At 57.5% G+C, this 12244-nt stretch carries 13 protein-coding genes; 5 read left to right on the top strand and 8 right to left on the bottom strand.

Annotated elements, in window-relative coordinates; translation table 11 throughout:
- Nucleotides 1-78 precede the first annotated feature (78 nt).
- The gene (locus tag D3878_RS04955; protein WP_119784466.1) at nucleotides 79-1464 is read right to left on the bottom strand and encodes an FAD-binding oxidoreductase; all 1386 of its coding nucleotides are present in this window, start codon (nucleotides 1462-1464) and stop codon (nucleotides 79-81) included.
- Nucleotides 1465-2216: 752 nt separating this feature from the next.
- On the opposite strand from D3878_RS04955, the gene D3878_RS04950 reads away from it, so the two are divergent.
- Nucleotides 2217-2513, top strand: a complete 297-nt coding sequence (locus D3878_RS04950; RefSeq protein WP_119784465.1) for a GIY-YIG nuclease family protein — start codon at nucleotides 2217-2219, stop codon at nucleotides 2511-2513.
- Nucleotides 2514-2650: 137 nt separating this feature from the next.
- Complete coding sequence (locus D3878_RS04945) at nucleotides 2651-4855, top strand: OsmC domain/YcaO domain-containing protein (protein ID WP_119784464.1); 2205 nt, start codon at nucleotides 2651-2653, stop codon at nucleotides 4853-4855.
- Between the two features lie 190 nt (nucleotides 4856-5045).
- Here D3878_RS04945 and D3878_RS04940 read toward each other — a convergent pair whose 3' ends face one another.
- Both D3878_RS04940 and D3878_RS04935 read right to left on the bottom strand, forming a co-directional pair.
- Complete coding sequence (locus tag D3878_RS04940; RefSeq protein ID WP_119784463.1) at nucleotides 5046-5489, bottom strand: PaaI family thioesterase; 444 nt, start codon at nucleotides 5487-5489, stop codon at nucleotides 5046-5048.
- Nucleotides 5490-5491: 2 nt separating this feature from the next.
- Nucleotides 5492-6001, bottom strand: coding sequence for a DUF1993 domain-containing protein (locus D3878_RS04935; protein ID WP_119784462.1), 510 nt, complete (start codon nucleotides 5999-6001; stop codon nucleotides 5492-5494).
- Between the two features lie 291 nt (nucleotides 6002-6292).
- On the opposite strand from D3878_RS04935, the gene D3878_RS04930 reads away from it, so the two are divergent.
- Nucleotides 6293-6838, top strand: coding sequence for an MFS transporter (locus D3878_RS04930; RefSeq protein ID WP_147383888.1), 546 nt, complete (start codon nucleotides 6293-6295; stop codon nucleotides 6836-6838).
- A gap of 130 nt (nucleotides 6839-6968) precedes the next feature.
- Here the strand turns inward: D3878_RS04930 and D3878_RS04925 are convergent, their stop codons facing one another.
- Complete coding sequence (locus tag D3878_RS04925; protein ID WP_233556232.1) at nucleotides 6969-7805, bottom strand: cobalamin-binding protein; 837 nt, start codon at nucleotides 7803-7805, stop codon at nucleotides 6969-6971.
- 230 nt (nucleotides 7806-8035) lie between these two features.
- Nucleotides 8036-8971, bottom strand: coding sequence for a DMT family transporter (locus D3878_RS04920; protein ID WP_233556231.1), 936 nt, complete (start codon nucleotides 8969-8971; stop codon nucleotides 8036-8038).
- A 242-nt stretch (nucleotides 8972-9213) separates the two neighbouring features.
- Here D3878_RS04920 and D3878_RS04915 point away from each other — a divergent pair, with 242 nt between their 5' ends.
- Nucleotides 9214-9681: an Lrp/AsnC family transcriptional regulator gene (locus tag D3878_RS04915; protein WP_119784460.1), complete on the top strand. Its 468-nt coding sequence runs from the start codon at nucleotides 9214-9216 to the stop codon at nucleotides 9679-9681.
- 7 nt (nucleotides 9682-9688) lie between these two features.
- On the opposite strand, the gene D3878_RS04910 is transcribed toward D3878_RS04915, so the two are convergent.
- From D3878_RS04910 to D3878_RS04900, 3 genes are all read right to left on the bottom strand, one after another.
- Nucleotides 9689-10351 carry a cupin domain-containing protein gene (locus D3878_RS04910; RefSeq protein WP_119784459.1) on the bottom strand — a complete coding sequence of 221 codons (663 nt, stop codon included), beginning with the start codon at nucleotides 10349-10351 and terminating at the stop codon, nucleotides 9689-9691.
- 81 nt (nucleotides 10352-10432) lie between these two features.
- Nucleotides 10433-10846 carry a hypothetical protein gene (locus D3878_RS04905; protein ID WP_119784458.1) on the bottom strand — a complete coding sequence of 138 codons (414 nt, stop codon included), beginning with the start codon at nucleotides 10844-10846 and terminating at the stop codon, nucleotides 10433-10435.
- A 13-nt stretch (nucleotides 10847-10859) separates the two neighbouring features.
- Nucleotides 10860-11204 (bottom strand): zinc ribbon domain-containing protein YjdM, encoded by a 345-nt coding sequence (locus D3878_RS04900; RefSeq protein ID WP_119784457.1) that lies wholly within the window; start codon nucleotides 11202-11204, stop codon nucleotides 10860-10862.
- A 290-nt stretch (nucleotides 11205-11494) separates the two neighbouring features.
- Between D3878_RS04900 and D3878_RS04895 the strand changes: the two genes are divergently transcribed.
- Complete coding sequence (locus tag D3878_RS04895) at nucleotides 11495-12244, top strand: MBL fold metallo-hydrolase (RefSeq protein ID WP_119784456.1); 750 nt, start codon at nucleotides 11495-11497, stop codon at nucleotides 12242-12244.

Raw genomic sequence — 12244 nt, 5'->3', positions numbered from 1 at the left:
AGGCGGCACGTTGTTTTGATCGCTCGGTGCCGCCTAACGCCGCCCGCTGCATGCCATTGTCAGGCGCATGACGTCCTCTCAGACCGGCTTGATGTTCTGGTTCATCTGGAAGAAGTTCGTCGGGTCGTATTTTTTCTTGAGCTCCACGAGCCGGTTATACGTCGCACCGTAGGCGAACGCGATGCGGTCGGCCTCGTCCTGGGTGAGGAAGTTGATGTACGCGCCGCCGCTGGCGAATGGTTGTGACTTGACGAAGAACTCACGCGCCCAGGCGATGCAGCGCTCGTCCTCGGCAGACGACTCCCAGCGGCCGTGCACGTTCATCACATAATTGGCTTCTCGGCTCGAATAAGCCATCGCCCCGGGCGCTACGCGCGCCGTCTGGCCTCCGATCGTGCCGACGAAGATCTCGCACTGCGGCGACGGCAGCTTGCCGGCGTATTCGAGGATGACGGCGATCGCGCCATCGCTGAGCTGCGAGAAGTTATGCGACTTCCAGTAGTTTCGCGCACCCGGCGTCAGGAGTGGATCGAAGGCCTGCTGCCAGGCGCAGTACGGCTGCACGCCGACGTGCTCGCCGTGCGCCGTGCCGAACCCGCGCAGTGGCTCGATCAGCTTCGTGCCCTCAGCGGGATCACCCGCATAGCACAGTGCGAGCGCGACGATTTCTTTGCCGTGGACGTCCTCGGGCAGGAAAGGCAGCGGGGGCGCCTTCCGAGTGATCATCCAGACGTTGAGCTCGTCGGGCATCGTCCTGGTGAAACTGGCGAACTGCGTGAGCACGGACTTCGCCTGGTCGAACGGGAAGACGATGAGCCCGCTCAGCACGTCCGGCCCGACGGGATGGAGCTGAAACTGGAAGCTGGTGACAATACCGAAGTTCCCACCGCCACCCCGCAGCCCCCAGAAGAGGTCGGCGTTTTCCGTTTCGCTGGCATGCACCTGGCTGCCATCCGCCGTGACGACATCTGCGGCGAGCAGGTTGTCAACGGTCATGCCGTATTTCCGGCTCAGCCAGCCGAAGCCACCTCCGAGCGTCAGGCCGGCCACGCCCGTGGTCGAGTTGATGCCCAGCGGCGTGGCGAGGCCGTGCACCTGCGCGGCCTTATCGAAATCGGCGAGGGTGCAACCGGGCTCGACGGTTGCCCGACGGGCGTTCGGGTCCACCTGAACGCTCTTCATCAACGAGAGATCGATCATGAGGCCGCCGTCGCAGACGGCATTGCCCGCGATGTTGTGTCCGCCCCCTCGGATCGAGACGAGGAGCTTGTGCTTGCGTGCGAACGCGACGGCCTGGACGACATCTTCAGGCGACGCGCAGCGGGCGATCAGCGCGGGCTTGCGGTCGATCATGGCGTTCCAGATCTGGCGCACCTCGTCGTAGACCGCGTTGTCAGGAAGAAGCACCTCGCTCCGGAAGTGCGCTGTGAACTCGTCGATATCTGCTTTTTGTAACTGCGTCATGCTTGCTCCTTTGTTTGCGCCTAATGGGCACTTGGACAAACACGGCTGTCCTTAAACGCAGTAAATAGCAGGGTAATAAGCAAAGTCATTCGATTCTCCGCAAGCCGCGCCGGTTCCACGGTTGGCAAGCTGCTTGTTTATATCGAGTGATAAATAATCATAAATGACGTCACTTTCGAAACAGCCTCGCGATACCGCCGAAATTGCTCGGCCAGCCAAGACATTGCATTTGAGGCAATCATTTCGGAGTATGAACTCAGCAGGCATATGTCTACTGGGCGCGAGGGTATATCCGCTTTCACAGCATGAGCGTTCTTCTCGACCGTTCTCCGCAGCAATGACAAAAACTGGAGCATATAAGGCCTGCTCATCGCAACGCAAATTTATTTGACTAGCATTAACGATGTTCTACACTGGAAGTGCCGACAAACTCCTAGAGGATGGCATATAGAGCACCCTGAATTGAAATCATCCATTTGCTGGAACTGTTCGCACAGATGGTGTGCTTAGTAAGATGCGATTTCTTACTGGTAGTCCTAGTTGGTAGATTGGAAACGGAGGCGCAATACCTCTGTTTTTAAAAGCTGGCCCCGTCGGGCCAGTTTTCATTTCAGGATACATTAGCGCCAAGCATTCCTTGCCTGGGCACGCCAAGCCCCCCTGGTCTTGCACGACTATTCCTGGCCGGAAGCAGCCGCGCTTCGGTCAGGAGACGCCTAAGGTTTCGCTTGGCGGTCAGGTAAAATCTGTTGATGATCCAACCGACACAGACTCCTTGGTTTCTTTATATGATCGAATGCGATGACGGAAGCATCTATACCGGCATTGCGATCAATGTGGAAAGCCGATTCCAGGCACATGCATCTGGAAAGGGAGCAAAGTACACAAGAGCACACAAGCCGCGTGAATTGCTGCTGGCCGTACGCTATCCGAACCGATCCATTGCATCTAAGGCCGAATACGAATTCAAAAGGCTTTCAGCAAAACAAAAGCGAAGTTGGATAGCAAAAGGAATTGGGCTAGCCGACGCTGAACAAGCTCAGCTGTAACGAAGCACCTCTTCGATATGCATAATTTATCCGTATGCGGCAGCGTTTGTGGAAAGCATCGATGTATTACACGGCACCGGCGTGGCGACGGATAATAGCGGCTACATCATTTTGAACACCATTTTTGGAATTCTCCCATGGAAATTAAGGTCAACTTTCTCGATAAGCTACGTCTTGAAGCCAAGTTCGATGACTTCACGGTAGTGGCCGACCAGCCTATCCGCTATAAGGGCGATGGCTCGGCACCTGGTCCTTTCGATTACTTTCTGGCTTCATCGGCCTTGTGTGCAGCTTACTTTGTAAAGTTGTATTGCGTAACTCGCAATATTCCTACCGAAAATATCCGTCTGTCGCAGAACAATATTGTTGATCCAGAAAACCGTTACCAGCAGATTTTCAAGATCCAAGTCGAGTTGCCGGCGGATATCTCTGCCAAAGACCGCCAGGGTATTTTGCGCTCCATCGACCGTTGTACGGTGAAAAAAGTGGTGCAAGCCGGACCCGAGTTTGTAATTGAAGAGGTAGAGAACCTGGATGCCGATGCTCAGGCCTTGCTGACGTTGCAGCCGGCTGCTGACGCCAGCACCTATATTGCGGGCAAGGACCTGCCGCTGGAGCAAACCATCGCCAATATGTCGGGCGTTTTGGCGGGCTTGGGCATCAAGATCGAAATCGCTTCGTGGCGCAATATCGTTCCCAATGTGTGGTCGCTGCATATCCGTGATGCGCACTCGCCGATGTGTTTTACCAATGGCAAGGGAGCGACCAAAGAAAGCGCGTTGGCGTCGGCGTTGGGAGAATATATCGAGCGACTGAATAACAACCATTTCTACGCCGGGTCGTTTTGGGGCGAAGACATCGCCAACGCGGCGTTTGTACATTACCCGAACGAGCGCTGGTTCAAGCCTGGCCCTAAAGATGCGCTGCCGGCTGAAATTCTCGATGAGTACTCCCTGCAAATTTACAATCCCGATGGCGAGTTACGTGGCTCGCATCTGGTCGACACCAACTCGGGCAATGTGCAGCGTGGTATCTGTTCGCTGCCGTATGTGCGGCAGTCGGACGGCGAGGTGGTGTATTTCCCGTCCAACCTGGTCGAAAACCTCTACGTCAGCAATGGCATGAGTGCCGGTAATACGCTGGTCGAAGCGCAGGTGCAATGCCTGTCGGAAATTTTCGAACGGGCGGTAAAACGCGAAATTCTGGAAGGCGAAATCGCATTGCCTGATGTGCCGCACGAAGTGCTGGCGAAATACCCTGGCATTCTGGCCGGCATTCAGGGATTGGAAGAACAGGGCTTTCCGGTGCTGGTGAAGGATGCGTCGCTGGGTGGGGTGTACCCAGTAATGTGCGTCACTTTGATGAACCCGCGGACAGGCGGTGTGTTTGCTTCGTTCGGCGCGCACCCAAGCTTCGAGGTGGCGCTGGAACGTAGTCTGACCGAATTGCTACAGGGTCGCAGTTTTGAAGGCCTGAACGATTTACCTCAGCCCACTTTTGCAAGTAACGCCGTGACTGAGCCAAACAACTTTGTTGAACACTTCATTGATTCCAGCGGTATCGTGTCGTGGCGCTTTTTCAGCGCCAAAGCGAATTTCGATTTTGTCGAGTGGGATTTTTCTGGCCAGGGCGAGAATTCCAATGCCGAGGAAGCCGCGAGCTTGCTCGGCATTCTTGAAGACATGGGCAAAGAGGTGTACATGGCGGTGTATGACCAGCTAGGCGCCGTTGCTTGCCGGATTTTGGTGCCGGGTTATTCGGAAATCTATCCGATAGAAGATTTGGTCTGGGATAACACCAACAAGGCGCTGTTGTTCCGCGCCGATATCTTGAACTTGCATCGCCTGGACGACGCAAGCCTGGAAGCACTGCTTGATCGTCTGGAAAACAGTGAACTGGATGAACATTCCGACATCGCCACGTTGATCGGCATCGAATTTGACGAGAATACGGACTGGGGGCAGCTGACAGTACTCGAGTTGAAGCTACTCATTCATCTCGCCTTGCAGCAATTTGAAGAGGCGCACGAGCTGGTGGGCGCCTTCTTGCAGTACAACGACAACACGGTCGAGCGCGGATTGTTTTATCAAGCCTTGAACGTGGCGCTGGAGGTGCTGCTCGATGACGACCTGGAACTGGACGATTACGTGGTCAATTTCCGCCGGATGTATGGCAATCCGCGGATGGACGCGGTGCTGGGCTCAGTGGACGGCAGCGTGCGCTTCTTTGGCTTGACGCCAACCAGTATGAAACTGGAGGGGCTCGACAGGCACCGCCGCCTGACCGACAGCTACAAAAAAATGCATATGGCGCGGGCCAATGTGGCGGCTACAGCCAGTTAGGGTTACAAGTCATGGCTGGATGTGATGATCCCGTTCATCCCCCAGCACAAACCTATGTTCGATACCAGAGCGACCATCTGTGCCGGCGTGCATCAGTGTTGATGTCGCCAGCGTTGATGGTCAGATACGAAGGACAGATCGAGGGCCCCTCCAAATTGGCAAACGTCTGCTTTGAGCCCCAAAGCAGGCACTACTTCTCTGTCTTTCCATGCATGACCATAATGGTCTGCTGCATGAGGGCGCAAAGAGTTTCCTTGCCATCCTTGACGGCGAATACCTCAGCCTTGGTCACAATCAAGGTCCTGCCGGGGCGGATAACCTCGCCCCGGGCTATGAGCTTCTCACCATCCGCAGGTGCAACAAGGTTCATCTTGTATTCCACGGTCAATACTGAAGCACTGGCAGGTACCATGGTCATTGCCGCATAACCGGCGGCTGAATCAGCAATCATCCCCACGACACCGCCATGCACGAAGCCATGCTGCTGCTCTATGCCGTCCCAGTGCGGCACATGGATTTCGGTGCGCCCCTGTTCGATAACAGGCAACGTGGCCCGAATCAGATGCATTGCGCTTTGCTTGTCGAAACTGGCAGTGACGCATTCGGCGAAATCAGGATTGGCCAGACGCGGCATGGTCAATACGCCCCCATGTAATCACGCTTGCCGATGGCCAGCCCGTTGTGGCGCAAGATGGCGTAGGCGGTAGTGACATGAAAGAAAAATTGCGGCAAGCCGTAGTTGGCCAGATAGGCCTGACCGCTCAGTTTCTTTTCTTTTGGCGTCCCTGGACGCAAGACGATTTCCCTGGTTTCGCTGCCTTCAAATTGTGATGCGTTCACGCTATCCAGAAAAGCCAGCGTCTGGGCCAACAGGGCGTCCAGGTCGGCAAAGCTCTTTTCCTTGCCTTCATGGGCGGGCACTTCAGCACTGGCCAGGCGTGCCGAGATTCCGCGCGCAAAATCGGCAGCAATCTGCACCTGCTTGACCAACGGAAACATATCCGGAGACAGGCGTGCCTGCAATAGTGCGTCTGGCTCGATCGACTTGGCGGCGGCATGGGCGTCTGCCTGCGCCAGTATGGCTTTCAGGGCCGTCAGCATTTGCTTGAAGACGGGGACGGAGTGGGTATAGATCGGGCTAGTCATGGTCGTTCCTTGGTTGGTATGAATGCCAGGGAATATAGCAGAGTTGGATGTCAATTCATCCTGGCGTGAAGCGACAAGCTATCTATTTTATAGATAGCTGAGTTCTTGGCCATCGACTATGTCCAAACAGCGTTGTCTGCTAACTTGAAACCGTTTTAAGAATACAAGCAACTGCGAGCCCATTGCATGCAAGGAGAGACCGCTGCATGCATGGATCGGCTCAAGCGCGACGGAAATTTCAGCATCACGTCGCAGTCGTCACGTCAGCCAATATTATAAAGAACGACAGGTATGCCAACAACAGAGAACAAACGAGGAATATTCGCGCTGATGGTGGCGCATTGTGCCGGGATGCTCGACCTGGTTGCGCTTCCGGTCTGGGTCGGAACGCTGGTCTCGCAATACCGCTTCGATCCGCAACAGGCCGGTGGCCTGGCGACACTCTTCCTGGTTGGTGCCGCCCTGGCCAGTGTATTCTTTGCTTCGGGCTTCACCAAGGGAAACGCCAGGTGCGCGGCTGCCTGCGGATTCGGTATCGCGGCGCTGGCCTTTGCGCTGTCTTCGCAGAGCACGGCATTCCCGGTTCTCGCCGGTCTGCATTTTGTGGGTGGCATGGCCACAGGTATGGCGCTCAGTTTCGCGCACGGCACCATCGGGCACGCTGCCAATCCGCACCGGGTGTTCGCCTATGCGGGCCTGGTCATCGGCATCTTCGGGATCCTCTTTCTGGGGACCACGCCGGGTATCGTCGACAAGTTCGGCGGGCCTGCATTGTTCGTCGTGTTCGCCGCCGTGATGTTGGTGGCGACAGGAGAACTCCGCTTTCAGGTCTCGTGACGGATGACTTTGGCCGTCGCTCAGGTCAGGCTTCTTTCTTGTGCCACCGCACAGACCGCAGTAGAAAATTCTTGTGAATTCGCCCGGAACTGCCCGCACGACGCGGCCATCAAGGCGTGGCGAAGTTGCGTTATTGGCCGTGCCGCGCGCTCCAGTCCATAACGATCCGGTGCAACTGCGCAACCCCGTCAGTCAGCGCTGCCGGACCAGGCTGAAGTATGTCGGCGGACTTGATTTCGAATAGCTGCTTGTCGCGAACCGCATTGATCGCCGACCAGCCGGGCCGTGCCGCCACGAGTTCCGGCCTGAATTTTTTCCCGCACCACGATCCAATGATGATATCGGGATTGCGGCGAATGATCTCGGCGCCATCCGCGATGATGCGCTTGGCACCCAGGCTCTCTGTCGAGAGTTCGGCAAAGCAGTTATCGCCGCCGGCGATCGTGAGGAGTTCCGACACCCATCGAATGGCGCTGATATGCGGCTCGTCCCACTCTTCAAAGTAAATGCGCGGCCGCCGTGGCAAACGGGACGCTGCCTGTTCGATTTCCAGTAGCTGCATGCGCAAGCGCGACAGTAATTCAGTGCCTGAATCGCTGCAGCCGACGATTGCGGCGATCTGGTACAGCACTGAAAAAATCTCGTCGACGCTGCGTTGATTGAATACGGTGACCTGGATACCCTGACGAATCAGTGCGGCGGCGATATCGGCCTGTAAATCCGAAAACCCAAACACGCAATCCGGATTGAGCGCGAGAATTTTATCGATTTTCGCACTCAGGAAAGCGCTGACTTTCGGCTTTTCCTCGCGGGCGCGGCGGGGACGTACCGTATAGCCGGATATGCCGACAATGCGATGTTCCTGACCAAGCAAATATAACCACTCGGTGGTTTCCTCGGTAAGACAGACTATTCTTTGCGGACCGTTATCCTGGTCGCCTTTTCGCGCTTCACGCCAATTCATCATTAAGTCATTTCTATCGGTGATATTTTCTGCGCAATATTAGCCCAGAACGCTATCCTCAAACGGATTGCTTGGCGGATTGCTTAAAATGGCGGATTATTTGGCGAATATTAAATCAATTTTATTTGTATTGAAATAAATTTAAAAACAAGCACTTATGAAGTTTTTGGCGAATTTGTTGGCGAAATATTTTATGACATGGCCGACGAGCGGGGCATCATTTGTTGGCTTAGTCAGGCCTTCTTCATCCCCGACAACAGCACCCCGGCCAAAATCAGGCCGAAACCGGCAAGGTGAAAGACCTGCGGCGCTTCGCCCAGCAGCGGCCATGCCGCCAGCGCCGCATACAGCGGCACCATGTACATGGACACGCCGGCGCCGGCAGCACCGGCAACACCGACCAGGCGGTCATAGCAGTAATAGGCGCCCAGGCTTGGAACGATGGCTAGAAAGCACAGCGCCGCATAGAGCCGGCCATCGCCGAAATCGGGCACCACGCCGCTGGCGCTTTCCAGTAGTGCGAACGGCGCCAGTACCAAGGCGCCGCCGCCGATCAGGGCCGCCAGGCGCACCGTTCCCGGCAGGCGGGGCAGCGGGTGGCGCTTGCCGAAAACCGTATACAGCGCCCAGCCGCACGCGGCAAGCAGCACCCACAAGTCACCCTGGCCGAACGCCAGCGCGCCGCCAGTAAAACCCTCGCCCCTGGTCACCACGACCAGCACACCGGCGATGGCCAGCAACATGCCAACGGCCTGCCGCATCTGCAGCGGCGCCCGCCACACGATCGTCTCGATCAGGGCGATCAGCACCGGGCACACGGCAAAGATGAGCGCGACGTTGGCCGCGCTGGTGTTGTGCGCGCCGATATACTGCGGCGCCACAGCCACCCCCATGCCGAGACCGGCCAGCAGGAGCAGGCGCGCCCAGTTGGCCATCAGCACCTGGCGCCAGGCCCACAGGCGCGGCGCCACAAACGGCAGGATTAGCAGGAATGCCAGGGCCCATCGTCCGAAGGCAAGGAAGAGCGGGGGGATGGCGGCGCCTTGCGCCCAGCGTGCCGCCACCATATTCGCTGCGAATAACGCAGGCGTGATCAACATCAGCGACAGTTCGGCAACAAAGGGATCGCCCCTGTAACCGGCTGCCGTACGTGCAATTGCTACCGACACGACGCACTCCTCAACAGATTTTCGAGAGCCTGGGCATCCCCGCTTTCCCTGGGTCAGGGAAGCGGTGGAGTGCAGGCCAGTTTGTGCCTTGTAAGCACAGGAAAATCTTACTGCGTCCGTTGCAAAATGTGCTTTCGTTTATTTAACTTAATCCGGTCATTGGTGGAAGGATATTTTGTGTAAATTATTTATAATGGATAATCTTTCTTTGAATTACCAATCCTGGCAAAGGAATCGCTGGCATGAAAGAAGCACAACTGGATGAGATCGACCGCAAAATCCTGCGGGAACTGTGCCATGACGCCCGCATCAGCAACCAGAAGCTGGCCGAACGCGTCAATCTGTCGCCGACGCCGTGCTGGAATCGGGTGAGGGCGCTGGAAAACGCCGGCATCATTACCGAGTACGTTGCCATTCTCGACCAAAAGGCGCTGGGCATGCCGGATACGGTCATCATCGAGGTGACGCTGGAGCGTCATGATGACGAGATTTTTCAGCGCTTCGGCGCTGCCCTGGCAGAGCTGCCGGAAGTGATGGAGGCTTATCTGCTCACGGGGGAGTACGATTACCTGATCAAGGTGGCGGTTGCCGGCACCGAGGGCTATGAACGCTTCCTGCGGCAAAAGCTGTACAAGCTTCCCGGCATCCGCAACAGCCGTTCCACCTTCGCCCTGCGTTGCCTCAAGCGCGTGCATTCGGTGGTGCCGTGATCAACGTTCATTGCCGGCCGAAGCCGCCGATCTTGACGTACAGGATGGCGCCTTCCGCGCCTGTGCGGGGCGTGTGCCGGCTGCCGGACGGGCTGCGCAACCACGTACCGGCCGGATAGGCGCCGTTTTCATCCTGGAAAACCCCGGCCAGCACCAGGATTTCCTCGCCGCCGAGATGCGTGTGCGTCTTGATGCGCGTGTTCGGCGCCCAGCGCACCAGCGCCGTGTTGACGCCGGCGTGCTCATGCAGCGGCATGACCGACACCCCGGGCGCGGCGGCCGGATACCAGGAAGTTGTCGTGGTGCTGATGCGCACCGGCTGTGTGTCATCCGGGGCGAATTGCCGCAGTTTTACGAATAGAACGCAGCCGTCGCGCGAGAACGGCGCATGGCTGGTGCCCGGCGGATTGCGCAGGTAAGTGCCTGCAGGGTAGTCGCCGTGCTCGTCCGAAAACACGCCTTGCAGCACGAAAATCTCTTCGCCGCCTTCATGCGCATGCCGCTCGAAGTGCGCGCCGGCCGCATAACGGACAATGCTGGTGGCCCGGCCGGTCTCGCCGCCGACGCGGTCCAGCATGCGCCGGTCCACGCCCGGCATGGGCGAAGGTGTCCAGACAGCTTCGTGCGCGCCTTGCACGGCACGCTTGTTGAAATCGCTATTGATGTCCATAGTCAGAAAGGGTGCAGCAAATAAGTGAGCCAATGAGTGAGCAAATAAGTGAACAACTAAGTGAGCCAATAAGTGGTTTGCCTAGAAGCCTGTCCCGCCGAACAGGTCGTTCTCATCCAGGATGGCATAGGCGATTTCGGGTTTGCTCTCCAGGCAGCGGCGAATCGCCGCCGGTATCGCTTGCCGCGTCTTGCGGCACAGCCCCGCCTGCTCGGCCAGGTGAATGCCGATGCCGCGCACCGTGCGCACTTCATGGACGCTGGGCGTAATGCTCACGACGATGCCCAGGTTCGCCTGCAGGCGCGCCTGCATGTGTTTCAAATCGTCGTAGCTGGCGATGTTTTCCAGGCGCGCGAGGAGTATTTTCTCCTCTTCCCGGGTCAGCCGCAGGATGCGGGTGTCGCCCTGCGGGTCTTCCAGCAGGCGCTCGCGCTCGCATGTGCAGGCGCCAGGCGGGCACTCGGTGCGGATCGGAAAGGGTAGCGCGGGTGACATGGGGTGCAGGGGTTCAGACCTTTTTGACGAATTCCGATTTCAGGCTCATGGCGCCGAAGCCGTCGATCTTGCAGTCGATGTCATGGTCGCTGTCGACCAGGCGGATGTTCTTGACCTTGGTGCCTTGCTTGACAGTACCGCCGGCGCCTTTCAGCTTCAGGTCCTTGATCACGGTGACGGTATCGCCATCCTGCAGCACGTTCCCGGCGGAATCACGAAAGACTTTGGCACCTTCTGCGGCAGGCGCCGCGTCGGCCTGGGCCGACCAATCATGGGCACATTCGGGACAAATGTACCGGCCGCCATCCTCATAAGTGAATTCGGAATGGCATTGCGGACATGGGGGAAGGGTGCTCATGGAATGGTCCTGCCGGTCAGGCGAAAATCACAGTAAGTCGGGAAGTATAAAGCCAGTCAATGGAAAGTGGAATTCATGGATTCGATGCGCACCGGCCCGGCTGCAGACCCCCGGCGGCTGAACGCGCTGCCGCCCACGCGCGCTATTGTGTTTTTTGTGTCACGGATGTCCGGGAATAAATAGAACTTTGACAAGGACCCTGGGTCATAATTTGCGCAAGCATGCCGTCGCCGGCAGGTTAATTTATTTCGTAGCGGAATCAACAGTTTTGATGGCCTGCAGGAGTCACGATGATTTTTCGCCAGCTGTTTGAACCGCTTTCCAGTACCTATACTTACCTGCTTGGCTGTGAAGAAAGCGGCCAGGCGATCCTGGTCGACCCGGTGGTGCCAACCATGGCGCGCGATCTGGCGGAACTCCAGCACCTGGGACTCACCCTGGCCTATAGCCTGGATACACATATCCATGCCGACCATATCACCGCCGCACTGGAGCTGAAGATCCGGGTCGGCAGCAAGATTGCCGGCCCGGCGTTTGACCGCCTGCCATGCACCGACGTCGGCGTGGAAGAGGGCAGGCCGTTCCAGGTCGGCAGCCTGGTGCTGCAGCCGCTGCATACGCCTGGCCATACCGATGGGCATTTTGCCTATCTGCTCGGCGACCGGGTGTTGACCGGTGATGCCTTGCTCATCGAAGGGTGCGGCCGCACCGACTTCCAGAATGGCGATGCCGACGCCTTGTTCCGCAGCGTGCGGGAAAAGCTGTTCAGCCTGCCGGATGACTGCCTGGTCTATCCGGCGCACGATTACCAGGGCCGGCGGGTGTCGACGATCATGCAGGAAAAGCAGCGCAATCCGCGGCTGGGCGAAGACAAGACACTGGAACAATTCCGCGAGATCATGGCCAGTCTCAACTTGCCTTATCCGAAGTTCATCGATCATGCCGTGCCCGGCAACCGCCTGTGCGGCGTCTGCCCGCCCAATTTGCCGGACAATCTCGCGCAATACTGCGCCCAGATGACCTACAGCCCGCAGGGGTAG

It is taken from the genome of Noviherbaspirillum sedimenti, from assembly GCF_003590835.1.
GTDB classification, from domain to species: domain Bacteria; phylum Pseudomonadota; class Gammaproteobacteria; order Burkholderiales; family Burkholderiaceae_D; genus Paucimonas; species Paucimonas sedimenti.
This window is presented reverse-complemented; position numbering and strand designations above follow the sequence as displayed.

Bases quoted from the DNA above. Each gene is read 5' to 3' on its own strand.
- D3878_RS04955 (WP_119784466.1), bottom strand. From the start codon at position 1,464: ATGACGCAGTTACAAAAAGCAGATATCGACGAGTTCACAGCGCACTTC.
- D3878_RS04925 (WP_233556232.1), bottom strand. From the start codon at position 7,805: ATGATGAATTGGCGTGAAGCGCGAAAAGGCGACCAGGATAACGGTCCG.
- D3878_RS04900 (WP_119784457.1), bottom strand. From the start codon at position 11,204: ATGAGCACCCTTCCCCCATGTCCGCAATGCCATTCCGAATTCACTTAT.
- D3878_RS04915 (WP_119784460.1), top strand. From the start codon at position 9,214: ATGAAAGAAGCACAACTGGATGAGATCGACCGCAAAATCCTGCGGGAA.
- D3878_RS04930 (WP_147383888.1), top strand. From the start codon at position 6,293: ATGCCAACAACAGAGAACAAACGAGGAATATTCGCGCTGATGGTGGCG.
- D3878_RS04905 (WP_119784458.1), bottom strand. From the start codon at position 10,846: ATGTCACCCGCGCTACCCTTTCCGATCCGCACCGAGTGCCCGCCTGGC.
- D3878_RS04945 (WP_119784464.1), top strand. From the start codon at position 2,651: ATGGAAATTAAGGTCAACTTTCTCGATAAGCTACGTCTTGAAGCCAAG.
- D3878_RS04935 (WP_119784462.1), bottom strand. From the start codon at position 6,001: ATGACTAGCCCGATCTATACCCACTCCGTCCCCGTCTTCAAGCAAATG.
- D3878_RS04950 (WP_119784465.1), top strand. From the start codon at position 2,217: ATGATCCAACCGACACAGACTCCTTGGTTTCTTTATATGATCGAATGC.
- D3878_RS04895 (WP_119784456.1), top strand. From the start codon at position 11,495: ATGATTTTTCGCCAGCTGTTTGAACCGCTTTCCAGTACCTATACTTAC.
- D3878_RS04910 (WP_119784459.1), bottom strand. From the start codon at position 10,351: ATGGACATCAATAGCGATTTCAACAAGCGTGCCGTGCAAGGCGCGCAC.
- D3878_RS04940 (WP_119784463.1), bottom strand. From the start codon at position 5,489: ATGCCGCGTCTGGCCAATCCTGATTTCGCCGAATGCGTCACTGCCAGT.